This is a genomic window from Phyllobacterium sp. 22552, from assembly GCF_052044585.1.
GTDB classification, from domain to species: domain Bacteria; phylum Pseudomonadota; class Alphaproteobacteria; order Rhizobiales; family Rhizobiaceae; genus Phyllobacterium; species Phyllobacterium ifriqiyense.
In genome coordinates this window covers 47,747-73,643 of the sequence record NZ_JBQENG010000001.1, presented here as the reverse complement: position 1 = coordinate 73,643, position 25,897 = coordinate 47,747, and the positions used below count along the sequence as shown (strand labels likewise).

24 protein-coding genes are annotated in these 25,897 nt (G+C 54.2%); 13 read left to right on the top strand and 11 right to left on the bottom strand.

Annotation, left to right across the window (positions count from 1 at the left end; all coding sequences use genetic code 11):
- Positions 1-19 precede the first annotated feature (19 nt).
- Together ACTJI9_RS00350 and ACTJI9_RS00345 are read left to right on the top strand one after the other, a co-directional pair.
- Positions 20-679: a DUF1007 family protein gene (locus tag ACTJI9_RS00350; RefSeq protein WP_115052273.1), complete on the top strand. Its 660-nt coding sequence runs from the start codon at positions 20-22 to the stop codon at positions 677-679.
- A gap of 11 nt (positions 680-690) precedes the next feature.
- Positions 691-1,740: a nickel/cobalt transporter gene (locus ACTJI9_RS00345; RefSeq protein WP_337354773.1), complete on the top strand. Its 1,050-nt coding sequence runs from the start codon at positions 691-693 to the stop codon at positions 1,738-1,740.
- Here the strand turns inward: ACTJI9_RS00345 and ACTJI9_RS00340 are convergent.
- A complete protein-coding gene (locus ACTJI9_RS00340; protein WP_115052271.1) occupies positions 1,734-1,943 on the bottom strand; it encodes a hypothetical protein in 210 nt (69 codons plus the stop codon). The genes ACTJI9_RS00345 and ACTJI9_RS00340 overlap by 7 nt on opposite strands.
- A 101-nt stretch (positions 1,944-2,044) precedes the next feature.
- Entirely contained in the window at positions 2,045-2,725 is a 681-nt protein-coding gene (locus ACTJI9_RS00335; protein WP_115052270.1) for a GNAT family N-acetyltransferase, read from the bottom strand.
- A gap of 92 nt (positions 2,726-2,817) precedes the next feature.
- On the opposite strand from ACTJI9_RS00335, the gene ACTJI9_RS00330 reads away from it, so the two are divergent.
- On the top strand, positions 2,818-3,987 hold the full coding sequence (locus ACTJI9_RS00330; protein ID WP_336439635.1) for a pyridoxal phosphate-dependent aminotransferase: 1,170 nt from the start codon (positions 2,818-2,820) through the stop codon (positions 3,985-3,987).
- A 74-nt stretch (positions 3,988-4,061) separates the two neighbouring features.
- Here the strand turns inward: ACTJI9_RS00330 and ACTJI9_RS00325 are convergent, their stop codons facing one another.
- Positions 4,062-4,778: a tellurite resistance TerB family protein gene (locus ACTJI9_RS00325; RefSeq protein WP_115052268.1), complete on the bottom strand. Its 717-nt coding sequence runs from the start codon at positions 4,776-4,778 to the stop codon at positions 4,062-4,064.
- A 125-nt stretch (positions 4,779-4,903) separates the two neighbouring features.
- Positions 4,904-5,833, bottom strand: coding sequence for an oxygen-dependent tRNA uridine(34) hydroxylase TrhO (gene trhO / locus ACTJI9_RS00320; RefSeq protein WP_440805301.1), 930 nt, complete (start codon positions 5,831-5,833; stop codon positions 4,904-4,906).
- 156 nt (positions 5,834-5,989) lie between these two features.
- Here trhO and ACTJI9_RS00315 point away from each other — a divergent pair, with 156 nt between their 5' ends.
- Positions 5,990-6,628 carry a 2-dehydro-3-deoxy-phosphogluconate aldolase gene (locus ACTJI9_RS00315; protein ID WP_115052267.1) on the top strand — a complete coding sequence of 213 codons (639 nt, stop codon included), beginning with the start codon at positions 5,990-5,992 and terminating at the stop codon, positions 6,626-6,628.
- Here the strand turns inward: ACTJI9_RS00315 and ACTJI9_RS00310 are convergent.
- Both ACTJI9_RS00310 and ACTJI9_RS00305 read right to left on the bottom strand, forming a co-directional pair.
- Positions 6,612-6,944, bottom strand: a complete 333-nt coding sequence (locus tag ACTJI9_RS00310; RefSeq protein ID WP_435530156.1) for an endonuclease domain-containing protein — start codon at positions 6,942-6,944, stop codon at positions 6,612-6,614. The two genes, ACTJI9_RS00315 and ACTJI9_RS00310, sit on opposite strands and share 17 nt — an antisense overlap.
- A 244-nt stretch (positions 6,945-7,188) precedes the next feature.
- The gene (locus ACTJI9_RS00305; protein WP_440806178.1) at positions 7,189-9,003 is read right to left on the bottom strand and encodes a DUF882 domain-containing protein; all 1,815 of its coding nucleotides are present in this window, start codon (positions 9,001-9,003) and stop codon (positions 7,189-7,191) included.
- Positions 9,004-9,492: 489 nt separating this feature from the next.
- Here ACTJI9_RS00305 and ACTJI9_RS00300 point away from each other — a divergent pair, with 489 nt between their 5' ends.
- The 3 genes from ACTJI9_RS00300 (at position 9,493) to ACTJI9_RS00290 (ending at position 13,872) form a co-directional block, all read left to right on the top strand.
- A complete protein-coding gene (locus ACTJI9_RS00300) occupies positions 9,493-11,355 on the top strand; it encodes a M3 family oligoendopeptidase (protein ID WP_440805296.1) in 1,863 nt (620 codons plus the stop codon).
- Between the two features lie 18 nt (positions 11,356-11,373).
- Positions 11,374-12,273, top strand: a complete 900-nt coding sequence (locus ACTJI9_RS00295; RefSeq protein ID WP_440805294.1) for a heme-dependent oxidative N-demethylase family protein — start codon at positions 11,374-11,376, stop codon at positions 12,271-12,273.
- 153 nt (positions 12,274-12,426) lie between these two features.
- Entirely contained in the window at positions 12,427-13,872 is a 1,446-nt protein-coding gene (locus tag ACTJI9_RS00290) for a homospermidine synthase (RefSeq protein WP_115053209.1), read from the top strand.
- A gap of 39 nt (positions 13,873-13,911) precedes the next feature.
- Here the strand turns inward: ACTJI9_RS00290 and ACTJI9_RS00285 are convergent, their stop codons facing one another.
- Positions 13,912-14,376 (bottom strand): GNAT family N-acetyltransferase, encoded by a 465-nt coding sequence (locus ACTJI9_RS00285; protein WP_440805292.1) that lies wholly within the window; start codon positions 14,374-14,376, stop codon positions 13,912-13,914.
- Complete coding sequence (locus ACTJI9_RS00280) at positions 14,373-14,780, bottom strand: VOC family protein (RefSeq protein WP_115052263.1); 408 nt, start codon at positions 14,778-14,780, stop codon at positions 14,373-14,375. The genes ACTJI9_RS00285 and ACTJI9_RS00280 overlap by 4 nt, the downstream gene beginning before the upstream one ends.
- A 116-nt stretch (positions 14,781-14,896) precedes the next feature.
- Between ACTJI9_RS00280 and ACTJI9_RS00275 the strand changes: the two genes are divergently transcribed.
- On the top strand, positions 14,897-15,277 hold the full coding sequence (locus ACTJI9_RS00275) for a hypothetical protein (protein ID WP_115052262.1): 381 nt from the start codon (positions 14,897-14,899) through the stop codon (positions 15,275-15,277).
- A 78-nt stretch (positions 15,278-15,355) separates the two neighbouring features.
- On the opposite strand, the gene ACTJI9_RS00270 is transcribed toward ACTJI9_RS00275, so the two are convergent.
- Positions 15,356-16,054 (bottom strand): alpha/beta hydrolase, encoded by a 699-nt coding sequence (locus tag ACTJI9_RS00270; RefSeq protein WP_440805290.1) that lies wholly within the window; start codon positions 16,052-16,054, stop codon positions 15,356-15,358.
- Positions 16,055-16,231: 177 nt separating this feature from the next.
- On the opposite strand from ACTJI9_RS00270, the gene ACTJI9_RS00265 reads away from it, so the two are divergent.
- Positions 16,232-18,115: a 5'-nucleotidase C-terminal domain-containing protein gene (locus tag ACTJI9_RS00265; RefSeq protein ID WP_440805288.1), complete on the top strand. Its 1,884-nt coding sequence runs from the start codon at positions 16,232-16,234 to the stop codon at positions 18,113-18,115.
- Between the two features lie 176 nt (positions 18,116-18,291).
- Here ACTJI9_RS00265 and ACTJI9_RS00260 read toward each other — a convergent pair whose 3' ends face one another.
- Complete coding sequence (locus ACTJI9_RS00260) at positions 18,292-19,770, bottom strand: NCS1 family nucleobase:cation symporter-1 (protein WP_354344435.1); 1,479 nt, start codon at positions 19,768-19,770, stop codon at positions 18,292-18,294.
- A gap of 265 nt (positions 19,771-20,035) precedes the next feature.
- Between ACTJI9_RS00260 and hemH the strand changes: the two genes are divergently transcribed.
- The 3 genes from hemH (at position 20,036) to ACTJI9_RS00245 (ending at position 22,631) form a co-directional block, all read left to right on the top strand.
- Complete coding sequence (gene hemH, locus ACTJI9_RS00255) at positions 20,036-21,064, top strand: ferrochelatase (protein ID WP_307286215.1); 1,029 nt, start codon at positions 20,036-20,038, stop codon at positions 21,062-21,064.
- Between the two features lie 103 nt (positions 21,065-21,167).
- The gene (locus ACTJI9_RS00250; protein WP_440805284.1) at positions 21,168-22,154 is read left to right on the top strand and encodes an SPFH domain-containing protein; all 987 of its coding nucleotides are present in this window, start codon (positions 21,168-21,170) and stop codon (positions 22,152-22,154) included.
- Between the two features lie 18 nt (positions 22,155-22,172).
- Entirely contained in the window at positions 22,173-22,631 is a 459-nt protein-coding gene (locus ACTJI9_RS00245) for an NfeD family protein (RefSeq protein ID WP_115052256.1), read from the top strand.
- Positions 22,632-22,808: 177 nt separating this feature from the next.
- On the opposite strand, the gene ACTJI9_RS00240 is transcribed toward ACTJI9_RS00245, so the two are convergent.
- Positions 22,809-23,804: a KpsF/GutQ family sugar-phosphate isomerase gene (locus tag ACTJI9_RS00240; protein ID WP_307279922.1), complete on the bottom strand. Its 996-nt coding sequence runs from the start codon at positions 23,802-23,804 to the stop codon at positions 22,809-22,811.
- Between the two features lie 156 nt (positions 23,805-23,960).
- Between ACTJI9_RS00240 and ACTJI9_RS00235 the strand changes: the two genes are divergently transcribed.
- Positions 23,961-25,721 carry an outer membrane beta-barrel protein gene (locus tag ACTJI9_RS00235; protein ID WP_440805281.1) on the top strand — a complete coding sequence of 587 codons (1,761 nt, stop codon included), beginning with the start codon at positions 23,961-23,963 and terminating at the stop codon, positions 25,719-25,721.
- Positions 25,722-25,897: the final 176 nt, after the last annotated feature.

Here is a 25,897-nt window from a genome sequence, read left to right as displayed (position 1 = left end):
CAACTATAAAGGGCAATTCATGCAGCAGAAACTCGCGGTCTTCATGGCAACTCTGGCTTTGGGCATGACCCTCGCCACCCCCGCCTATGTCCATCCGCACGTCTTTGCCGAAGCGCGCCTCGATATCACGATCAATCCTGATGGAACTGTTCAAAAGCTTGGCCATGTCTGGCGTTTTGACGATATCTTTTCCAGCACCGTTCTGGTGGAGTTCGACAAGAATGGTGATCTGAAGCTGGATGAAGCGGAATTGGCTGCTCTGGCTGAAACGATCAATGCCTCGATTTCCGAGTTCGACTATTTTCAATCTGTCCAGCTCAATGACAAGAAGATCGTCATGGCAGCGCCAAAGCATTTGATTGCCGATTTCCAGAACAATCAGTTGATGATCATCTTTGAGAGCACCCCTAAACATCCGCTGAAGCTTGGCACAAAGACCAGTTTCGGCGTCTATGATCCAACCTTCTACACGGCCATCGATTACGTCAACGACGCGGATGTGCATGTGACGGGACTGCCGCCAGCCTGTAAGCAGAAGGTGGTGCGCCCCAACCCCGATGAGGCCATTGCGCAAAATCAGGGAACGCTGACCGATGCTTTTTTCAATGATCCCACTGGCACTGACATGACTAAAATCTTTGCCACCAGGCTCGAAATAGAATGCCCCTCCCAAGGGTAGAAGGATAAATGATGCGGAAATCGATCTGGCTTTGCGCACTGCTCGCGCTCGCGCTCCTTGGCGGACATGCTCTAGCGCAAACCTCTTCGCTTGGCATCGGCATGAATGAAGTTGCGATGAAGCCATCCGGTCCGTTTGCCGAATTCATCTTATGGATCAATATGCAACAGCGCGCCTTTTATCTGGCCATGACGAAAGCCCTCAAGGCCATGCGCGAGGATCCGTGGCAAGCTTCGATCCTCGTTGGCCTGTCCTTTCTCTACGGCATATTGCACGCTGTTGGTCCCGGCCATGGCAAGGCTGTCATTTCATCCTATATGGTTGCCAATGAAACGACCCTGAAGCGCGGCGTCTTCCTGTCCTTCGCCTCGTCCATGTTGCAGGCTCTCACAGCCGTTTTCATCATTGGCCTGACTTTTCTTGTGCTTCGCGGCACCACTGTGTCCATGGACGATGCGACGCATATCATGGAAGTGGCAAGTTTCGCGCTGATCGTGGCCTTCGGCCTGTCATTGCTCTGGCGCAAGGTGCCACGGCTTTTCACGGCAAATGCCGCTCATGCCCATGCGGGCCACATACATCATGATCATGATCATGACCATGCTCACCACAGTCACGAGCATCACGACCACACGCACCATGATCACCATGCGCATAGTCATGGTCATTCCCATGCTGCAGGTCATGTCTGCGAGACATGCGGCCATAGCCATGCCCCGGATCCGGCCATGATTTCCGGCGATTTCAACTGGAAAACCGCTTGGGCGGCCATCATTGCTGTTGGTTTGCGCCCCTGTTCCGGCGCACTGATCGTTCTGACGTTCTCGCTATTGAACGGCTTGGTGCTTGGGGGAATTTTGTCCGTTTTCGCCATGGCCTTGGGCACATTCATAACGGTCGCAATACTCGCAACCTTGGCCGTCACCGCCAAGAATGTGGCCTTGCGCATATCCGGCGAAACGGCGCTTTCGGGCCGGGTTCAGAATTTTATCGAGATCGGCGGGGCGCTGTTCATCGTTTTGACCGGCGGCCTGCTTCTGACGGCTTCACTGTCCTATTGATTATTATTGCGGCGCTGGCTTCTGGCCCGAAGCCAGAACACGACGAAAAAGCCCAGAACAAAGATAACACCGAAAATACCAGCGGCTAGCGGCGACTTGTCGCCAATTGCCAGCATCAGGCTTGGCATCAGATAGGCGACAATGCCAAAGCCGAGCATGATACAACCGGCCGCTATGGCCGCATTCCGGGTTTTGGGGTCCATCAACTTCACCACTCAGTTCGATATAAGTGGCGTTGTAGCCCTATCCGGTCGCAAAGCAAGTATTCCGGCAAATCTTTATATGCGTGGTTCGACGGGGCTCACTATCTTGCAGCAAGCCGAAGCTCTTCCAGCCGCTTGATCTGCTGCCCCTCAGCATCAAAATTATCCGGTGAAAGCCAAGCCTGATAGGCTGCTTTGAGCGCTGGCCATTCCTGATCGGTCACTGAATACCAGGCCGTATCCCGGTTCTGGCCCTTCTGCACCATATGCTGGCGAAAAATTCCTTCGAATGTGAAACCAAACCGTTCTGCGGCACGCTTTGACGGCTCATTGCTATTGTTGCATTTCCATTCGTAGCGCCGGTAGCCCAGCACATCGAAAGCATATGCCATGAAAAGATATTGCGCTTCCGTGGCTGCTGGCTTGCGCGCGATCAGCGGCCCCCAGTAAATATTGCCGATTTCGATGGAGCCATGGGCAGCGTCTATGCGCATCAACGCCTGACGTCCCGCAACCTTGCCGCTGGCTTTGTCGATGACCGCGTAAAACAGCGGGTCTTTGCTCGCTTCGACTTTTTCCAGCCATGGCGTCATGGCGTTGCGACTCTCAGGCACGTCCTCGAAAAGATAGCGGAACCGGCCATCTGCATCAGCAACCGTCGAGGCCTCATAGAGTCCATCGCCATGCTTTGCCGCATTGATCGGCTCAAGACGGACATAGCGTCCCTCAAGCGGCTCAGGGGCAGGAAATGGTCGTGGTGTCCAGTCTTTCAAATCGGTCATGTAATTCGGCCCATTTTTATCAAAGCACGTTTGACTTGTTACGCTAGTCCCCGCACAAAGCAGAAGTTGAAAATTGTATGTGAGACAAGAAAATGCTGCGTACCATTTCGGGCTTCGACCGTATCGGCGAAGAAAATGCCTTTGCTGTTCTGGCTCGCGCGACAGCCCTCAGCGCCCAAGGCAAGGACATCATCAATCTTGGCATCGGCCAACCGGACTTTAAAACACCGGCGCATATTGTTGAAGCGGCCATCAAGGCGCTTAAAGACGGTCATCATGGCTACACGCCAGCCAATGGGTTACTGGCGACACGCGAGGCCGTTGCACGACGCACGCTGACCACGACGGGCGTCGAAGTCTCGCCGGAGAACATTATCATCGTGCCGGGCGGCAAGGTGACAATGTTTGCCGCGATCATGATTTTCGGCGAACCCGGCGCGGAAATCCTCTATCCCGATCCCGGCTTTCCCATTTATCGCTCAATGATCGAGTTTACGGGTGCCAAACCCGTTCCGGTGCCAATTCGTGAGGAGAATGGCTTCGCTTTTTCTGCAGAGGAAACGCTATCGCTGATTACGCCGAATACGCGGCTTCTTATTCTCAATTCACCTGCCAACCCGACTGGTGGCGTCACGCCAAAGTCAGAAATCGAAAAACTGGTAAAAGGTCTGGAAGACCATCCCCATGTCGCCATCATGTCAGATGAGATTTACGATGTGATGACCTATGATGGCGAAGAACATTGCTCGCTTCTTACCTTCCCGCAAATCCGTGACCGCCTGATCGTGCTGAATGGCTGGTCGAAGACCTGGGCAATGACAGGTTGGCGCATGGGCTGGTCCATCTGGCCCGATCAGCTCTATGACAAGGTGCGCAAACTCGCGGTCAATTGCTGGTCCTGCGTCAACGCGCCAAGCCAATATGCCGGTATAGCTGCCATTGACGGTCCGCAGGATGATGTGGAGAAAATGTGCAAGGCATTCGACAATCGCCGTAAAATTGTTGTCGATGGACTGAACAGCCTGCCGGGCATTAGCTGCGCCACGCCCAAAGGAGCCTTCTATGCCTTCCCAAACGTCAAGGAAACCGGCTGGCCCGCCAAAAAACTTGCTTCTGCCCTGCTCGATGATGCTGGCGTGGCTTTGATCGGCGGTCCGGATTTCGGCATTCTCGGCGAAGGTTATATCCGCCTCTCCTATGCCAATTCCGAAGAAAATATCATCCGCGCCATCGAACGCATCGAGAAATTTCTGGCAAAATAAGCGGGCGTTGCCGCCCGCCTCCATGTAGCGCGTAGTTTGCGAAGGGCGAACCACGCACCAGATATGCCATCAGCTTAGGCGGGCGAAGCGACCTTCGCCTGACTTACCGTTGCCTCAATATGATCGATGAGGCTATCCGGCAGCTTGAGACGGCCGGCGAGCAGATCGAGATAACCGCGTTCGCCGCGTGTCTTGGGATCAATGGCGAGACGGGAAGCTGTATAAAGCTCAACCTTCTGCTCGTCGGTAACGGCGGCTGCAACCAGCGCATCCACATCAACGGGAGCGCTGAGTTCTGCATTCAAGAATTCCTGTGTGTCGCTGTTCATGCCGGAGAGCGATAGCTTTTCCAAAATACGCGCGCGCTCTGCATCATCGACCATGCCGTCGGAGCGGGCAGCAGCAATCATCGCACGCACCAGCACAAGGGCAAATTCGTGCTCACCTTGCGGCGCCGTCTGCGGATCGAAACCTGAATCGCTCGGCGGTGGCAGCAATTCGCCATTTGCCGGAGCCTGCGCGGTTTCTGCGGGAGCCTTGCCCGATTGATAATTTTGATAGGCCTTGTAGGCCAATCCTGCCACTGCGGCGAGACCGCCAAGCTTCAAAGCGCCGCCGGCAACTTCACGGCCTGTACCCGTGCCAAGCAAAATCGCTGCCAGCGCACCTGCCGCCAGGGGGTTGTCCTTGGCCATTTGCGTCGCCTTTCCGGCTGTGTCGCGTACCGAGGTTCCCACGCCGGGGATATTGCTTCCCAGGAAATCGTTCAAAATCTTCTTCGGATCGAGCATGCATTTCTCCCTCTTGGTCGCATGAATTCGCTGGTCTTAGTTAGGAACAGCTTCATGGCATTGCAATGACAGGGAAGGATTTGTGGCTCGCAATCACGACATACGTGGTTCATCCCTCGGCAAGCTCAAGACCCGATATGCTCTTTCAACCCACGCTCACGCGCCAGCCGCACCTGTTTTTGCCGTTCCGCGAAGCGGGTGCGGTCTTCATCAGTGCGCTCATGATAGCAATTGGGACAGGAAATCCCCTCTGCAAACAAAGGCGACAGCTTGTCTTCGGGCGCGATAGGATTACGGCAGGCGTGGCAAAGTTCTGCCTCCCCTTCAATCAACCCATGGCCGACGGAAACGCGCTCATCAAATACAAAGCACTCGCCTTCCCAGCGGCTTTCCTCAGCGGGTACATCTTCCAGATATTTAAGAATTCCACCCTTGAGATGAAACACATCATCAAAGCCGAGACCTTTGACAAAGGCCGTAGCCTTTTCGCAACGAATACCGCCAGTGCAGAACATGGCAATCTTCTTGCCTTCAAGTTCCTCGCGATGGTTTTCCACCCATTGCGGAAACTCACGAAATGTTTTCGTCTGCGGGTCAAGCGCGCCCGTAAATGTGCCGATGGCGGTCTCATAATCATTGCGCGTATCAATGATTACCGTATCGGGGTCCGAAATCAGCGCGTTCCAGTCTTGCGCAGCGACATAGGTCCCGACACTTTGCAGCGGGTCGATATCCTCAACGCCCATGGTGACGATTTCCTTTTTCAAGCGCACTTTCATACGCTTGAACGGCATTTCGCTGGCATGGGAATATTTCAGTTCCATTCCTGCAATTGCAGGTTCTGCTTCAAGAAAATCGACAAGGGTCTTGATCGCGGCAGCGGAGCCCGCAACCGTGCCGTTAATGCCTTCGGCCGCCAGCAGCAGCGTGCCCTTTATGCCTTGCGCGCAACACAGTTTCGCCAGCGGCTCCTGCAATGACTGGTAGTGATCCAGCCGGGCAAACCGATATAGTGCAGCCACTGTAAAGGGCAGATTGGAAGAATGATCTGTCATGATGGCATTCAACTACTGTGCCACAACGTCAATTTCAAGATATTTGCGACAAGCGGTGCTTTGACCGCATTTCTTGCATGATGCTGGACTTGAATCATTGGACAAAAAGGTTCAGCAACACTAAATCGATTAGAGTTCAAAAAGACGGAGATTGTCATGACCCAGAAGACCGATTTATTGCTACCTGTCCTCAAGGGCCAGCCGGTCATTCCGGTCCTCCTCATTCAAAATGTTGCCGATGCGGTGCCCTTGGCGCGCGCGCTTGCTGCTGGTGGCCTGCCCGCCATCGAAATTACATTGCGCACCGCCGCCGCGCTCGACGCCATCCGCGCGGTTGCCAATGAGGTTCCTGAAGCAATCGTAGGCGCCGGCACCATTCTCAACGCGCGCCAGTATGAAGAGGCGGCCAATGCCGGCTCGCGCTTCATCGTCAGCCCCGGCGTAACACCGCAATTGCTTGAGGCTGCCCGCTCCAGCAAGGTGCCATTGCTTCCCGGTGCGATCACCCCCGGCGAGATCATGGCGCTGCGGGAAGAAGGCTATACAATGCTGAAATTCTTCCCGGCCGAACAGGCTGGCGGCGCAGCTTTCCTCAAATCGCTTTCCTCGCCGCTGGCCGGAACGATGTTCTGCCCAACCGGCGGTATCGGCATTGCCAATGCAAAAAACTATCTTTCCCTGCCAAATGTTGTCTGCGTCGGCGGCTCGTGGGTCGCGCCGGAAAATCTGGTCAAGGAAGGCAAGTGGGACGAAATCACCAAGCTGGCAGCCGAAGCCGTCAAGTTGGCCGCTTGACACGATTTGATAAATTATGAGGTGGATGTTGCGATAATCTCGATTGCAGCGCCGCCTCAATTTCCTGATATACGGCCTCTTCCGAAGAAATCACGTCATTATTGTCAAATCGTAGTATCTGAAAACCTTGCCCGCGCAAGAATATATCGCGGGCTTCGTCATGTTTGACGCCAGAGTCCGTCTCATGCGTGTCCCCATCTACTTCAATGAGAATTTTTGCTGATAGCCAAGCAAAATCAGCGATGTATGGACCAATGGGGGTTTCGCGGCGGAACCGTGCACCTCGATTACGAAAGCTTCGCAACATATCCCACATTCGCCATTCCGCCTTGGTCAGTTCCCGGCGAAGAGTTTGAGCACGTTGCCTTGCTTTTGGCGGGATATTGCTGTGTGGCATTAAACGCTCGCCCCTCCCTGACGCTACGCGTCCTCCCTCCCCACAAGGGGGAGGGTAACGGCGCCAATTTCTGAAATTTCTACAACGGTAGCCTATTACGCCGCAGCCTTACCCTCCCCCTTGTGGGGAGGGAAGCTGCGAAGCAGCAAGGAGGGGTCTTGTTTTACGAGCCGTGGCTGGGATTGAACTTTGCGATCTGCATGAAGGTCACAGCCTTGCCGGTAAACTTGTTGGCGTCGGCAACCGGCAACTTCTGCTGGAATCCGGCGACATAGACTGTCGTCGGGGCCATGCGCATTGTTTCATTGCGCAGTACTGCAGGGGTAACTGCCGGTGCTGTGTCGGCGACCTGCTCATTCGAAAGTGCCCGCTCCGGCACATCGGACGCGACCTGCATCGCCTTCGGTGCCTCCTGCACTGCCTGACGGCGTGGCTTGGATGCCTTGGCCGTGGTCACCACACCGCTGTCGAGCATGGCAACCGGATCACCGCCCTTGGCTTCAAGCATGGTCTTGCGCAATGAAGGCTGGGGAGCGGCAGATGCAACTTGAGCAGCATCATTGCCGGTAACCTTCTTCACCCGTCCACCTGTCTTGCCGACAGTGGTTGGCAGTTCCGGCGAAGGATCGGACGCCGCCACAACAGTGCTGTGTTCGGGATCAGACTGCTTGATGATCGCTTCAAGATCATCGTCTGGAACCGGAATGACGTCGTTATCCGCTGTCTGAACGGAAGCTGGTATATTCGCCGGACGTTGCGTTGGAACAATGGAGGCGACCATCATGTCGTTTTGCTTTGGCGCTGTGCGCGGCTTTTCGAATGGTACAGGCACAAGCGCATTCACCATTTGCGGCTGCGCCACATTTGCTGGCGCGGGTTCCGGCGCCGGATTGGCTGCGATCATCTGAGCAATCGCTGCAGCACTATCCTGCGTTGAATTATCCGCTGCAAGCGCATTAAGCGTTGAGGGCTCCAGCGTTGCTACAGCTGGCGCATAATCCGGACGGCGCAGCGGCACAGGCACAGCAAAAGCAAGAGCCTGATTGTCTTCCGGCGTCAGCTCAACCGGCGTTTCAGGACGCGGTGCAGCCACAGGCGCAGGCGCATTACGGTTTGGCAATGCAGGTTCCATCACGCCCGGAAGATTACCGGCTGTGGTTGCTGGCGCAGCTCCTGAATCCTCGTCGGATTCAGCGGCAGCTGCGGGTGCTTGCCGTGTGGTGCCCCGGGCCGGTGTTGGCGCCGAAGCAACCGCTACTGAGCTTTCGCCTGAATCCTCTTCTTCATCCGCGCCACCGCCAAACAATACGCCAAACAGAGTCTTGCCACCGCGACGCGAAGAGCTTGAACTTGCAACCTGGATCGAACCGCCACTGCGCTTACGGGATTCGTAAGCTGCGACCGCCTGCTCATAACCGGGTAATGGCTTACCATCGGTCGGAATGTGCATGGTCTTGCCGTCTGGGAACACCGCCAGCAATTCCTTGCGGCTCATGCGCGGCCAATGGCGGACATTACCAACGTCAGTATGAATGAAGGGCGATCCGGAACGCGGATAATAGCCAACGCCACCAGCTTCAAATTTAAGCGCTGCATTGCGCAAGGTTGCAAGTTTTACACCTGGCAAATACCAGTCCATTGCTTTGCCAAGCATATGCTGGCTTGTCTTTGCCACACCGCGCGAACGGGAGCGAAGCATCGAATTGGTAGTAGGGGAACGATAGGCCGAAACCACATTGATATAGTCTCGCCCGCCAACCTTCTGATAGGTCGACCAGACCAGATCGAAAAGGCGTGGGTCCATCTTGGTCGGTTCATTGCGGCGCCAATCGCGCAAAAACTTGTTCAGCTTGTTCAGGCCATCCTGCTGATAGCGTCCATTCTTCTTGAACGTGATTTCAGCGCGCTCTTTCGTATGAATGAAATAAAGCTTGAGAGTTCTCGTCTCGGCTTGAGCCTGAGCGGATACAAAAAGCATCGACGCGAAGACCATGAGGAACGCAAACCAACCGGCACGCATGTTAAAACCTGCCGTCAATTTACCGCTCTGTGCATGCACCATGTTTGACAATGTCGTCCCAACCTTGATCGTTTTCTCAAGTCCCCGAATAGCTGGATTATCCAATTTAATGGTTAATGGTCACTTATTGAACATCAAATACGTTGAGAGCATGGCAAAAACCTGAATGAAATCCACTGTTATGTGACATGGTCAACAGTTGGTTAACGACAGGAATAAGGCGTTTTGACGAAAGAATCCACCCCGTCCGCGCCTAAATATCGCCTCTAAGCGGTCAAAATCTCATTTGCCTATGCAACTTGGCTTTGTCAGCATGTTTGCGCCATTGGCGTCAAATCGTTGCACAGCCGTCTCTTTGCACTAAGTTTAGTGTTCCGATTTCCACTGGTCTGATTCGACCGGACCTCCTACGCCCAGCCATTTTATGGCGCAATAATGAGTTTTGAGATGAACAGACACAACATATTGCAGGCCACTGTTTTTTCCCCAAAATCCGGCGCCGCCGCCGTAAAGGAGGAACAGGCTGCACTTGGCATATTGCCGGAATGGAACCTGGCTGATCTGTATCCTTCCCCCGAAAGCAGTGAACTTACGGCTGATCTGCAAAAGGCCGGTGAACTTTCCATCGCCTTTGAAGAACGATGGAAAGGCACCCTCGCCGCCGAAATAGCAAAACCGCAGGGCGGCGATTTTGCTCAGTCCATTGCAGAGTATGAAGCGCTCGATGATCTGATGGGCAAAATCGGCTCCTACGCCGGACTGGTCTATGCCAGCGATACTTCCAATCCGAAAAATGCCAAGCTCTATGGCGATATCCAGCAAAAGCTCACCGATGCCAGCACCCATCTGATCTTTTACGGCCTCGAACTGAACCGTATTGAAGATGCACTGATCGAAAAGGCCATGGATGACAATTCAGCCATCGGCCATTACCGCCCATGGCTGGTCGATTTGCGCAAAGACAAGCCATACCAGCTCGATGACAAGCTGGAACAACTCTTTCACGAGAAGTCTATTACAGGCCGTGGCGCCTGGAACCGGCTTTTTGATGAAACAATGACATCATTGCGTTTTGAGGTAAATGGCGAGGAATTGCCGATTGAACCAACCCTCAACCTTCTGCAGGATTCGAATGCGGAAGTGCGCAAGACCGCTTCCGATGCGCTAGCCAAGACTTTCAAGGAAAACCTGCGCATCTTCACGCTCATCACCAATACTTTGGCGAAAGACAAGGAAATTTCCGACCGCTGGCGCGGCTTCGAGGATATCGCCGATAGCCGTCATCTGGCCAATCGTGTTGAGCGTGAAGTTGTCGACGCGTTGGCGGAAGCGGTGCAGGCCGCCTATCCGCGTCTCTCTCATCGTTATTACAAGTTGAAAGCCAAGTGGCTCGGCCTCGATTATCTTAATAGCTGGGACCGCAACGCGCCTCTTCCGGAAACACCGCAAGCGGTCATTCCATGGGCCGAAGCGCGCGAAACCGTGCTTTCAGCCTATAATGGCTTTGCCCCCGAAATGGCCGAGATTGCCAAGCGCTTTTTTGACCGGAATTGGATTGATGCGCCGACGCGTCCGGGCAAGTCGCCCGGCGCATTTGCCCATCCGACTGTTCCTTCTGCCCATCCTTATGTTCTGCTCAATTACATGGGCAAGCCACGCGACGTGATGACCCTGGCGCATGAGCTTGGTCATGGCGTGCATCAGGTACTGGCCGGGGATCAGGGCGCGCTCATGGCGTCAACACCCCTGACCCTTGCCGAAACCGCCTCGGTTTTCGGTGAAATGCTGACATTCCGTTCATTGCTGGAAAAGACCAGGGATAAGCGCGAACGCAAGGCGATGCTGGCGCAAAAGGCGGAGGACATGATCAATACGGTCGTGCGGCAGATTGCGTTCTATCAGTTCGAACGTCGCGTTCACACCGAGCGGTCCAATGGTGAGCTGACGTCAGATCGGATCGGCGAGATTTGGCTGGACATTCAGAAGGAAAGCCTGGGCGATGCGGTGCATTTCGGCCCGGGCTACGAGAATTTCTGGACCTATATTCCGCATTTTATCCACTCGCCTTTCTATGTTTACGCCTATGCTTTCGGCGATTGTCTGGTGAATTCGCTTTACGCCGTTTATCAGAATGCGGAATCGGGCTTTCAGCAGAAATACTTTGACATGTTAAAGGCTGGTGGCACCAAGCATCATTCCGAACTGCTTGCTCCTTTCGGCCTTGATGCAACAGATCCAGCCTTCTGGCAAAAAGGCCTGTCGGTTATTGAAGGCATTATCGACGAGCTGGAGGCCATGGATCAGGACTAGGGTCAGGACACCATCAGCATGAATAAAGCGCCTGTCCATACGCCCTATGATGGATCGAGCCAGCCTTTCACGATCGGGCTGCAACAGCTGGATTTGAAAGACTGGATAGAGGTAGACGAGAATCTTCTCGCCTATCTTGCAGAAAAGAGGCGGCTTTTTGGTCTGCATGCTGAGCGGATTTTCGTCGAGGAACCGGGGACGCAAGCAGCACAAGCAGAAGTTCTTGAGCTGCTCGCTGCTCATCTGATTGGCAGATATCCGCAACTTTACGCCCGCAATGGTGACGAGATTACCGTTTCCGGTTGGCCCGATAAAATTGAGCTGGGCTCGGCACAAACGCCTTTCCTGCTCCGTGCTGCAAATCTTGTTCAGGAAGATCTGGTTCTCATGCGCAAAGATGAGAAACGCGGCTGGCATCTTGCCGCCGCGTCATTGTCTTTTCCCTCATCATGGACATTGCTGGAAAAGTTTGGCCGCTCCATGGATGATATCCATGCGCCCGTTCCTGACTTTAATGCGGGCACCCGCAATGCCGATTTGATAACCCGCATGTTTGACAATCTGCGCCCTGATCGATCCGTCTATCGCATGAATTGGTCTTTGCAGCCAGGTGATGAGATGTATCACCCGCTCGCCAGCCATCAGAAAGGGGCGCTTTACACTGATGATGATCTGGCAACCCATTGCCATATCCGGGTCGAGCGGCAGACCTTGCGTAAATTACCCATGTCCGGGGATATTCTTTTCACGATCCGTATTTATCTCGACCCCGTAAATGCATTGAAGAAACATCCGCAATGCCGCGCTGTCGCAGAAGCTTTTTGCCGCCAATTGGAGGCGCTTAATCCTGCCCAATCCAATTATAAAGGTATTATGACAATCCGCGAGCGGCTGATTGACACTCTAAATCGTCTGTAATCCTGTTTTAATTAACATTAGGGCAAAAATTCACCTCAAAGCAGCCAGCGGTTGTTTGCTCTTGAGCATGACTATGCTCTATGGTTGCTTTTGAAGCGGTATATCAACCCGCTGCCCTCAATGATGGAGATCAAAATTAGGAGCAACGAAAAAATGGCGAAGGCTAAATGGCCTATACATGGAGAAATTACTGGTCCGATCGTGATGATCGGTTTCGGGTCCATCGGACGGGGTACCCTGCCCCTCATCGAACGCCACTTCAAATTTGACAAGTCCCGCTTGGTCGTTATTGACCCGAGCGATGCAAACAAGAAATTGCTGGATGAACGCGGTATTCGCTACATTCAGGAAGCAGTCACCCAGGAAAATTACAAGACACTGCTCAAGCCACTTCTTACCGAAGGCGGCGGACAGGGGTTTTGCGTCAATCTTTCGGTAGATACCTCATCCGTCGATATCATGCATCTTTGCCGCAAGCTCGGTGCGCTTTATATCGATACGGTCATCGAGCCATGGGCTGGCTTCTACTATGCAAGCGGCATCGACAATGCCGAGCGCACCAATTATGCGCTGCGCCAGACGCTGCTTGCCGAGAAGAAGAAAAACCCGGGCGGTCCGACCGCGGTTTCATGCTGCGGGGCAAATCCCGGCATGGTTTCATGGTTCGTCAAACGTGCTTTGCTTGATCTGGCCAAAGACCTCAATATTGAACATACCGAGCCTGAACGCTCTGATCGCCATGGCTGGGCCAAGTTGATGAAACAGGTTGGCGTCAAAGGCATCCACATTGCCGAGCGCGATACGCAGCGTGCCGTTGATCCAAAGCCTTTCGGCGTCTTCTGGAACACTTGGTCCGTTGAAGGTTTCATCTCAGAAGGCTTGCAGCCTGCTGAGCTTGGTTGGGGCACCCATGAAAAATGGATGCCAAAAAATGCCCGTAAGCAGAAGAAGGGCAACAAGGCCGCCATTTTCCTCGAGCAGCCTGGCGCTGACACCCGCATTCGCACCTGGTGCCCGACAGAGGGCGCGCAGTTCGGCCTTTTGGTCACACATAATGAGTCGATCTCGATTGCCGATTTCTTCACTGTTTTCGACAAGAAGGGCAAGGCAACCTACCGGCCGACATGCCACTACGCCTATCATCCATCCAATGTGGCAACCCTGTCGCTTGATGAAATGTTTGGTGCTGCTGGCCAGCCGCAAACCAAGCTGCATGTGCTGGACGAGTCCGAGATTGTGGACGGCGCCGACGAGTTGGGCGTTTTGCTCTATGGCCACGACAAGAACGCCTATTGGTATGGTTCGCAGCTGACAATTGAGGAAGCCCGCAAGCTTGCTCCCTATCAGAACGCGACCGGCCTTCAGGTCTCTTCCGCTGTTCTAGCTGGCATGGTTTGGGCTCTCGAAAACCCGCAAGCGGGTATCGTGGAAACGGACGAGATTGATTTCCGTCGCTGCCTCGAAGTTCAGACGCCATATCTCGGCCCGCTAAAAGGTCACTACACCGATTGGACGCCGCTGGAAAACCGGCCAGGCTTGTTCAAGGAAGACATTGATAAAAGCGATCCTTGGCAGTTCCGCAATATTCTCGTCCATTGATATTTGCTCTGGACCATACTGAAATGGCAAACGGCACCCTCACAGGTGCCGTTTCTTTTGCGGGCTTCTTTCGTAATAGACGTCCCACTCATCCGCACCGGTATTGGTGAATCCGTTGCGCCCGTAAAAACGACCAGCATCGCTCTTCTGTAATACGCTCAAGCGCACAGCCAAGCCGCGTTCATCCGATTCCATCAAAAGCGTCTGAAGGACCGCCGTTCCCAAGCCGGTATTCTGCAATGCCGGGGAAATGTAGAAGTGCTCTAGCAGCAATCTATCATCAGACGGGCCAAGCGCCACGCAACCGCCGAGCGAACCATCCGAAAGCACAATCAGTCGCGTATATTCAGCTCGAAATGACTTGCGGAACCGCTCAAATGCCCGCCTCTCATCGAAACGCCCGATCCGCTCAAGGCTTTCACGCATGGTGAGAAGCCGTAACTCGAACAATCTTTGAAAATCCTGTTCAGATGCCTGCTCCAGCCGGAAAGAATGATCCTTCATTTTTCCTGATCGTCAATCTTCGCATCATAGCAAACGAAGGCGAGCTTATTGCCATCCGGATCGCGGACATAGGCCGCATAAAATCCCGGCCCATATTGCGGGCGCAAACCTGGCTCGCCCTCGCTGCTACCGCCATTCTTAAGAGCCAATGCGTAGAGCCTGTCGACAAGACCAGCTTGTTCGCTCCGAAACGCGGTCATGTTGCCATTGCCGACACTTGCCACCTCTCCGTCAAAAGGCAGGCCCACCATGAAGCGGGGAACATCGTCATCGGTTTTTCTGCCCCACGAAAACATAACCTCATCGCTAAAGCAGCGCTCCAGGCCAAGCTCGACCATGAGCGGGTCATAGAATGCTTCCGCCTTGCGCAGATCATTCGTGCCGACCATCGTATATCCTATCATACCCACCCTCTTTGCTGTACGAATCTGAGCTTGCCGCAGATTATCAATAAACTTAAGTCTTGTTATTGCTTAATTTTAGCGTCATTTATGGGCCACACCCATGGGAGATTGTTTGGATGAAACGTTTATCACTTGGCCTCGGTTCAGCCGCATTGACCATTGTCCTCGCCGGCTGCATGAGCGGGCCGCAATCAGATGGCGGGCCTGTACAGACCGCACGCCCCACTGACGCCGTTCAGGGCCAATGGTTCGATACATCCGGTGTTGCATTCTCGAACTTCAATGGCGGTGTTTTCGAAACCCGTGCCAATGATACCAAGGAAAAACTTGCCGAGGGCAATTACCGCTTCGTATCTGCAAATCTTGTCGAGATCGATCTTCGCTCGCTTGCTCGCGGTACGCAGTCCAAGGTCAATTGTGCGCTCGTGAGTGGCGGCCAGTTGAACTGCACGTCCTCCTCGGGCCAGCAGTTTTCTTTGACGCGCCGCTCCGCTTAAGATCGCGGTTCGACTTCGGCCGCCACTTTGCAGATGTCCACGGAGGTTCCCATGGACATCTTTCGGCAAGGCGATCCTCTAGTTCTTCGCCAGTTCCGTTGCTGCTTCATCAATCAACGATGCAACTTCCACCTGCTGTGACGCCAGCGAGGCATGGCTGGCGTCAAGAGATATGATTTTCCGCGCACCAAGACGTGACGACATGCGTTTCTGGTTTTCCGGCGCGATCATCCGGTCGTCAGTGGAAATCTGATACCAGGACGGTTTTGTCTTCCAGGCGGGCGCAGTGATTGTATCGCCAAAAGTGCTTGCCAAAGGTGCCTTCTGGGTGATCCCCATGACAAGCCCTTCCTCCTCGGTCAAATCCTGACAGAAGCTTTCATGCAAGAGTTCCGGCTTGACCCAAAGATAGCCATCGCTGTCCAGTGTGAGATTTGCCGCTGCAAGTGGCACGTGCTCCTGCGTGATAGCACCAGGGCTTTCCCCTGCATCCGGAGCAAAAGCTGCAATATAGACCAGACCGGCCACATTGGGCGCATTGCCCGCCTCGGTAATGACGGCACCACCATAGGAGTGTCCCACCAAAAGAACCGGGCCGCTTTGTTGCGCCACCATTTTGCGCGTGCGTTCGGCGTCATCGCCGAGTGAGGTCAAGGGCAGTTCGACGGCATGAATATTGGTATGCCCCATGCGCGTGAGTTCAATAATTACTTTGTTCCAATGGGCCGCACCGCCCCAGAATCCGTGCACCAAAATAACCGTGGGCTTGTCACTCATGTTTTAAACTCCTTGTTGTAATGAACAGGTAATTTTCCGAACTAAATATTGCCTTGGCGTGTTTACACAGGCTTGTTTTCCTCTCTTGCATCGTGTGCAAAGTGATGAAACCATGGCTTTGTCACAAGCACATCAAGGTGCTGATGTATTACCACATCGAATTGAACGGAGCAGGTCATGTCCAGAATTCTCGGCAAGCTTTTTCTAGCTGCCTCCGCCCTCGGCATCAGCGCGGGAAGCGCCATGGCCGACTATACGCTCAATATTCTGCACATTAACGACCTGCATTCCCGCATCGAAGCCATCAACAAATATGATTCCACCTGTTCGCCCGAAGAGACGACCAAGAATGAGTGTTTCGGCGGCATTGCGCGCGTAAAAGCCAAGATCGATGAACGCCGCGCGGCACTTTCCAAGGACGGCGGCAATGTAATCGTGCTCAACGCTGGCGATGAATTCCAGGGCTCCTTGTTTTACACAACCTATAAGGGCGATGACACCGCCGAGTTTCTGAATGCAATTGGCTACGATGCCATGGCGCTGGGCAATCATGAATTTGACGGTGGCCCGTCAGTGCTGGGTAAATTCCTCGATAAGGTCAAAATCCCGATCATTTCCAGCAATACCCAGGCTGATTCAGAACCGCTGATCGCGGGTAAGTTCAAACCCTATCTGATCAAGGAAATCGGCGGCCAGAAAATCGGAATCATATCCGCCCTGACGACCGATACGGCTGAAATCTCTACACCCGGACCCACTGTCAAATTCGCGGATGAGATCGAGACCCTGACAAAGCTCGTTAGCACATTAAAAGCTGAGGGCGTCAACAAGATCATCGCGCTCAACCATACCGGCTATTTTGAGGATGAAGAGATTGCGGCCAAGGTCGACGGTATTGATGTGATCGTCGGCGGTCATAGCCATACTCTGCTTTCCAGTACTGATCCTGACTCTGGCGGCCCCTACCCCACCCTCGTCAAAAATCCCGCAGGACGTGAGGTTCCAATCGTTCAGGCCAAGGCCTATTCCAAATATCTGGGCGAGCTCAAAGTCACCTTTGATGATGACGGCAATGTCACGGCAAGCTCCGGCGCGCCGATCCTGCTCGACTCTTCAGTCACGCCGGATGCAGCCCTTGTTGCCCGCGTGGCCGAACTTGCCAAGCCGATAGAAGAACTGAAGGCCCGCAAAGTCGCCGATACTGCAGGCGAGATCGACGGCTCTCGTGAAGTCTGCCGCATCGGCGAATGCAGCATGGGCAATCTTGTCGCCGACGCAATGCTTGATCGCGTCAAGGCGCAAGGTGTGACTATTGCCATCATCAATGGCGGCGGCTTGCGCGCCTCAATTGATGCCGGTGAAGTGACCATGGGCGAGGTTCTGACTGTTCTACCCTTCCAGAACACCCTTGCGACATTCCAGTTGCGCGGCTCGGATGTCGTTGCGGCGCTGGAGAATGGAGCGAGCCAGATCGAAAAAATCGCGGGCCGCTTTTCGCAGGTCGCTGGTTTGAAATATACATTCGATATTTCCAAGCCTGTCGGCAGCCGTATTTCCGATGTTCAGGTTATGCAGGGCGAAAGCTGGAAGCCAATCGATCCTGCTGCAACCTATGGCGTGGTGTCCAACAATTACATGCGCGCCGGCGGCGATGGCTACAAGGTCTTCGCCACCAATGGTATCAATGCCTATGATTATGGTCCCGGCCTTGAAGAAGTCCTTGCCGACTATCTCGTTAAAAACAACCCATACAAGCCTGTGATGGACGGCCGCATTACATCCGCAAGTCCGATTGCAGTGCCCGTTCCCTCCGAAACAACGACGCCCGCAGCACCGGCAGCAGAGGCTGCCAAACCTGCCGATGCCGCCAAACCTGCTGATGCCGTAGCTCCTGCTACAACCCCGACTTCCTACGTGATCAAGGCTGGCGATAATTTCTGGGATATTGCCGAACAGCTCTACGGCGATGGTTTTTCCTGGAAGAAGCTATCTGAAGCAAATCCCGATATGAAAGTTATGAAACTGCCTGTTGGTGCCGAGATGAAAGTGCCTGCCAAGTAATATATACAAGCTGCAATGGCGTGGTGCGTGGTTGGCCCTTCGACAGGCTCAAGGAGGGCGAACCACGCACAGCCTAGATGCAAGCAGCCTATCCCTTACGGTGAGCCATATACACACCTCACCGTCCCATTATCCCCCCTTGGAGGGGGAGATAATGGGCATGCACCGCTTCAACTTCACGCTTTCGCTCCCAGAGCCGCAGCAGCAACCCGCTCATTGCGCATCAGCAGATAGTGCACACCACCACCTATGACTGCTCCGAGCAGCCAGCCCCAATCGCCACCATTGCGGATATATTGCGTGGCCCCAAGCACCGACAATCCGATAGACATAACACTGGCTATCGCCAATGCCAGCAACGCCCGGCTATTCCAGCCACGCTCGAAGTAAAGCGATCCTTCCGGTGACATTGTGTAGAGGTCTTCAAGCACAACATTCTGCTTTTTCACCAGATAGTAGTCGGCAATCATAATGCCAAAAATCGGACCAAGAACGGCACCGAATATGCTGACGAAAATGGTGATCGCCTGAGGACTTGAGACAAAAAGCCAAGGGCAGACGAGGACCGAAAGAATGGAGGTGATCAATCCGCCCATACGGAAATTGATCTTCTCAGGAAAGAGATTGGCAATATCATAGGCCGGAGAGACAAAGTTTGCGACGATGTTGATACCCATGGTTGCGACGATGAAGGTAATCGAACCAAGAACGACGATCCAAGGATTATTGATACGCTCGACAATGGCAACCGGGTCAAGAATGGCCTCGCCAAAGACCTGAACCGTACCGGCAGTCACGATCACAACGATGATGGCAAACACGATGAAATTGACCGGCAGCCCCAGAAAGTTGCCGATCTTCATGGCTTTCTCGTCTCGCGAGAAACGCGAGAAATCACCAAAATTAAGCAGCAATGCTGCAAAATAGGCAACGATCAGCATGGAGGCATTCGCCATATGCGACAGGGAAGAACCCTCCGCAGGTGGCGCAAGCTGCAGCGACAGGCTGGAAAAGCCGGTTTGCGATAATATCCAGATGGCAAGCGCGAACATCACCACATAGACCACAGGCCCGCAAAAATCGATAAACTTGCGGATGGATTCCATGCCGCGCAAGAAAATCAGCAATTGGAAAACCCACATGAAAAGAAAGCTGAGCCAGCCGAGCGTCGACAGCCCGAATATGTCGTTTCGAGTCAGTTCAACAGTGCTCGGCACAAGGGTAATTGCCAGCGCCTGAACTGCCTTGGAGGCGAAATAGGTTTGCACGCCGTACCAGACAATACCGACAATGCCGCGCAGAACGGCAGCAAGATTGGCACCCATGACACCAAAAGACATGCGGGCCACAACGGGAAACGGCACACCATATTTCAGCGATGGCTTGCCGATCAGGTTCATCAGGAAATAGACAGCCGTTATGCCAACGATCATGGCGATCAAAACTTCCCATCCTGTCAGGCCCAGAAAGAACAGGCTCGCGGCAAATGTATAGCCGCCAACAGAATGGACATCGGACATCCACATGGCAAAAAGGCTGAATGCGCCCCAGGTTCGTCCCTCAGGAGCGGTGGGGGCTAGATCGGCGCTGTAGAGCTGAGGATGTGCGCCGGTAACAAGAAGAACGGGAGGCGTTGCATGCTGGTGGCTGGACATGACAGTCATTTCCTTTGAGTGACGAACGCAGACAACCGATTAAACGCAAGTTCCATGCCAAATGGAAGCCTGCGACGAAAAACTTAGGGGGCTAATGTCCAAGCATACTGCGTGGTTCGGCCACAAATCCCGAAACTTACTGAATCGGCTTAATCCTGATCTGTGCACTCAACATGCGGCCTTTGGTGCCCTTGCAATAATACCGGCGGACACTAGTTTCTGGCGGCAGAAGCGGAGTACGACAATGAAAATTTCTGACGAGCCGATGGCGACGGTTAAAAAACCCCAGGACCATCCGCATATTGAGACGTCGAAAATCGGCGTTCTGCTCGTCAATCTGGGCACTCCGGATGGCACTGATAAAACCTCGATGCGCCGTTATCTCAAGGAGTTTCTTTCTGACAAGCGCGTCATTGAATGGCCCCGCGCTATCTGGCTTCCCGTGCTTTACGGCATTGTGCTGAACACACGTCCGAAAAAATCCGGCGCGCTCTATGACAAGATCTGGAACCGCGAGCGCAACGAATCGCCGCTACGCACCTATACTCGCGCTCAAGGCGAAAAACTTGGGGTAGCTCTGGCCGAGCACCCGGAAATCGTTGTCGATTGGGGTATGCGTTATGGCCAGCCCTCAATCGAGCAGGCGCTGGAGCGATTGGATAAAGCAGGCTGCAAGCGCATTCTCATGTTCCCGCTCTATCCGCAATATTCGGCAACGACGACCGCAACGGTCAACGACAAATTTTTCGAAGCGCTGATCAAGATGCGCTTCATGCCGGCGACGCGCATCGTCCCCTCCTACCAGGACGAGGCCGTCTATATTGATGCATTGGCGACATCGATCGAGAAGCATTATGCCACGCTTGATTTTGAACCTGAGCTTTTGATCGCTTCCTATCACGGCATACCGCAGAGCTATTTCAAGCGCGGCGATCCCTATCCCTGCCATTGCTGGAAAACCACCCGGCTCCTGCGTGAAAGACTGGGCTGGGCCGAAGACAAACTGATAACATGCTTCCAGTCACGTTTTGGCCCCGAAGAATGGATGCAACCCTACACGGACAAGACCCTGGAAAAACTTGCCAAAGAGGGTGTGAAATCCGTTGCTGTCTTCAACCCCGGCTTTGTATCCGATTGCCTTGAAACGCTTGAGGAAATCGCCGGTGAAGGCGAGGAAATCTTCCACGAGCATGGCGGCGTGAACTTCACTCACGTGCCTTGCCTCAATGATAGCGATGAAGGCATGCGGGTCATCGAACAGCTCGTCCGCCGCGAACTACAGGGTTGGGTGTAGAATCGCTGCTTTTTGATGTTGCCACTATGGTCTATCGTGTGCTGACCCGCTAAACGGGATAGTGTGAGTTTCGGGCCTCAGGGCCGACCAAGGGGGCGATACAATGAGCGGTTTTGATTTCACGATACCAGTGCTTGCCATTCTCGTACTGGCAATTCTGTTTGCGGGCGTAAAAACCGTGCCTCAAGGTTATAATTACACCATTGAACGTTTCGGCAAATATACCCGCACGCTATCGCCGGGCTTGAGCCTCATTGTCCCATTCTTCGATCGCATCGGCGCCAAGCTTAACATGATGGAACAGGTGCTTGCCGTTCCTACGCAAGAAGTCATCACCAAGGACAATGCCAATATTGCCGTGGATGGCATCGCCTTCTACCAGATCCTCAATGCACCACAGGCGGCGTATCAGGTCAGCGGATTGGAAAACGCCATTTTGAACCTGACCATGACCAATATCCGTACCGTCATGGGCTCCATGGTTCTCGACGAGCTGCTTTCCAACCGTGACACGATCAATGATCGGTTGCTGCGCGTTGTCGACGAGGCCGCGCATTCATGGGGTATTAAAATGACCCGCGTGGAGATCAAAGACATTAATCCACCGAAGGATTTGCTCGATTCCATGGGCCGTCAGATGAAGGCCGAACGTGACAAGCGCGCCATTATTCTGGAAGCTGAAGGCACCCGTCAGGCGCAGATTTTGCGCGCTGAGGGTTTGAAGCAATCGCAAATTCTCGAAGCGGAAGGCAAGCGCGAAGCCTCTTATCGCGAAGCTGAAGGCCGCGAGCGTCTTGCGGAAGCTGAAGCAAAGGCAACCGAAATGGTGTCAGCCGCCATCACCAGCGGCAATGTTCAGGCGCTTAATTATTTCGTCGCGCAAAAATACACCGAAGCCTTCGGCAAGTTTGCTTCCAGCCCCAACCAGAAAATCATCATGATGCCAATGGAAGCCTCCGCCCTTGTCGGTTCGCTTGGCGGTATCAGCGCCCTTGCGCGCGAAGTCTTCGCCGACAATGCCCCTACAACTCCGCCCGCTGCACCAGCCCGCGGACGCACCGTTCCAGGTACCAGCGGAACGAATTCATAATTCGGGTGAGGCTTTGAAATGCTGGAACGTCTCTTTGCGGAACTTGGCCCCTGGAACTGGATCGTACTTGGCCTTTTGCTGATGATCCTGGAAGTGACCGCGCCGGGAATATTCTTCCTCTGGTTCGGCATCGCCGCGCTCATTGTCGGCGGCTTTGTCATCCTGCTTGGCGAAGCTTTCCCATTCGGCTGGCAGGTGCAGGTCATCCTGTTTCTGGTGCTTTCGCTGATCGCCGTTTTCATCGGGCGCAAACTCGTCGGCGCAACCGATGCGGAGTCAGACGAACCCTTGCTCAACCGGCGCGGTGAACAGCTCATTGGCCAGATTGTTACTCTTGAAGAAGCGACCGTAAATGGCCGGGGCCGCGCGCGTGTCGGCGATAGTCTCTGGCGTGTCACAGGTCCGGACCTTGCCGCCGGAACGCCAGTAAAAATCGTCGGGATCGATCAGGGAACATTGCGGGTCGAAGCGCTCTAGCAAAAAACGCTTCAGCTCATTGCACAACAAAATGCGTGGTTCGACAAGCTCACCATGAGGAAGGGCAGTAGGCTGCGGGTTAATTCGCCAGCGCTGCAGGAGTGTTTCCCTGCAATCAACCCACCTTTCCTCATGGTGAGCCCCCGTCGAACCACGCACAATCGAATTACAACGCTCTTATGCAGCGCCGATGCGCAACAGATCATGGAAATGCACGATCCCGACCGGGTAATTGTCTTCAGTCACGATCAGCGCACCAATATTGTGATCATTGAGTAAAGCCAGTGCGGCGCTTGCCAGCATGGTCGGCGGTACAGTCTTCGGGTTCCGCGTCATGACCTCTTCGACGGTCATTGTCACCAGACTGCGGTGCAGATTACGCGAAAGATCGCCGTCAGTGATAATGCCAGCCAGCGTGCCATCGGCATTCTCGACCGCAATACAACCGAAACGTTTTTCGGACAGAACCTTCATCGCGTCAGGAATCAGCGTCCCAAGCGGCACAAGGGGGATCTGGTCGTCGCGATGCATGATCTCGCGCACATGAGTGAGGCTGGCACCGAGTGAACCGCCCGGATGGAATGTCTTGAAGTCACCGGGGGTAAAGCCGCGTGCCTCAAGCAGCGCCACGGCAATCGCATCGCCCATCGCCAGTTGCATCAGCGTAGATGTCGTCGGCGCAAGGCCATGCGGACAGGCTTCCGCCACGCGCGGCATCAGGATCACCACATCGGCAGCCATTGCCAGTGCTGATTTTTCACCCGCCGTCACCGCAATCAACGGAATGCGGAACCGCCGCGAATAGCTGACTATTCCTTTCAGTTCCGCCGTATCGCCAGACCATGACAGCGCAAGAATGGCGTCATCGGCGGCGATCATGCCAAGGTCGCCATGATTGGCTTCCGAAGGATGTACGAAAAAGGCCGGTGTGCCTGTCGAGGCAAATGTCGCAGCGATCTTGGCGCCGACATGGCCGCTCTTGCCAACGCCGGTAACAATGATGCGCCCTTTGATTGCAGCGATTTTCTCAATCGCGCGGCAGAACGCATCGGCCATCGAACCTTCCAGCGCTGCGCCTAGCGCAACTAGCCCGTCTTGTTCGGTTGCAATTGTCCGTTTTGCGGAGTCAACCGCTGCGGACCTGTCCAGTTTGGTGTCATTTATAGCCTGCATGGGCAAACCGTTAGCGCTTCCGCTGGCTCATGTCCAATTTTTGTTCATTGCCGCTTCGCAAATCCGTATGAGCACCGCGCAAAACCGGCGGTCTTATCAAGTCATTAACCATGCTTCTTTACCATCGCTGAAGGTTCGAACCCTTTGGCAAATCTATTGACTCATTCGTCCAAACCACGCGCAAAAGCGAGTTATCGCTTCAAAGCTTCAAGCAATCTTTGCGTCATCGCAATCTTGCTTGGCAGCACTGTGTCTGTGGTTTGCGGCCCTGCTCTGGCCCAGCAAACTGTTCTGCCAGACAACTCTCAGTTGCGCGGGTCTATTCAGGGAAACACCCCGCAGACGCAAACTACACGTCCCGCTGATTCGCGCGCAGCTACAACCGATTCCGGCATTCCCTCCCGCGCCTATGAGCCTGTCAGCCCCGGCGCCCTGCCCGCCGAGGATGATAGTTCCAATCTGGGATTGTTGGGTGTACCTCAAAACGACGGCAGCCCTCCGAGCGGTCCAGCCGATGATAGCGGTGGACTGAACCCGCCGCCCTCGCCGGAGGATCAGATGACGCCAGTTCCGACGGCATCAGTGCCAACACCGGAACCACGGCCAGGAGCGCCACGCCCCACAGCCGCGGCCGGAGACGAAAATAACACTGATCGGGGTCCGGAAAATCCTTATGACACCGGCGCAATCGAACAGAGTCAGGAAGCCAATCCGGCGGAAAATCGCGCTGAAAAGGACAATATGCCTGTTTCGGCGATTGAGCGCCGTATACCGCGGCCCGATCCTGAACCCTTCGCGCCGCTCGGCATACGGGCCGGAACAGTAACTTTGCGCCCCTCCCTCAGTCAGGGCCTGCGGGCAACAACCAATGCCGATAATAGTTCGGATGGCAAATCCGCCATCCTGTCGGAAACCCGGCTGCGTGCCCGTGCCACGACAGATTGGTCACGCCATTCCGCATGGCTGGATTTTGATGGGACCTATGACAAGACCCTTTCCGGTGAGGAATATTCAGCGCCCAATATTGGGCTGCGTGCTGGCTTTCAACTGGATCTCGGCGCACGCACAACTGTAAAAGGTGAAGCGGGCTATCGCTATCGGCAGGAAGATCCAAGCGCGCCAACAACGCTTCAAGGCACATCAAACCGTCCTGGCGTGCAAGAGCTTGATGGAATGCTTGGCCTTCGCCACGAGTTCGGCAAATTTTTCGGCGATGTCAAAGGCAAGGTCAACCGAACCACCTACGGCAATGCCGAATTCGGCAATATCGCTGTCAGCCAGAAAGATCGCGACAACACCTTCGCCAGCATCGCCTTGCGTGGCGGCTTTGAAATGTCGCCTGCCATCAAGCCCTTTGTCGAGGTCGAGTTTGGTAAACTCATTTATGATGAGAAAGTCGATTTTAGCGGCTATCGCCGTTCCGGTGTGCGTTCAGGGCTTCGCGGCGGCGTCGAGATTGATTTCGGGGAAAAAATGTCAGGCGAGTTCGCACTTGGCTATTTACGTCAAGGTATTGACGATGACCGTTTGCAAGCTGTCGAAGGCCTCAGTGCGGATGCGGCGATCAAATGGTCTCCGCAGCGCGGAACCGATGTCGATATCGGTCTTTTGACCCGCGTCGAAGGCGCAACCGCCCCCGGAGAAAGCGGTTCGGTCTATTATGAAGGAACGGTTGGCATCAAACGTCAGGTCCGGGCCAACCTGGACTTTAACGCCAAACTGATCGCTTCTTTGCGAGACAATAAAGATGATACGGGACTGGATAAGGGGTTCGGCGCCGAGATCGGTGCAACCTACTGGTTTAATCGTTTTGTCGGGCTGGATGTCAGCGCCCGCCACCAGCTTGTCCGCAGCGACGTTGAATCACGCAATACCGATGAGACGAGTGTGTATGTCGGCGTGACATTGCAGCGGTAATACTAAGCTATTGCATTGAACTAATGCGTGGTTCGACGGGCTTACCATGAGGAAGGTCGGTTGATTGCATGGTCCTGCCTCACAACTCTGAGGGGCTGCATGATGATTTTCAACTTTGCAGGATTTCGATTCCCTGCAATCAACTCGCTTTCCTCATGGTGAGCCTCGTCGAACCA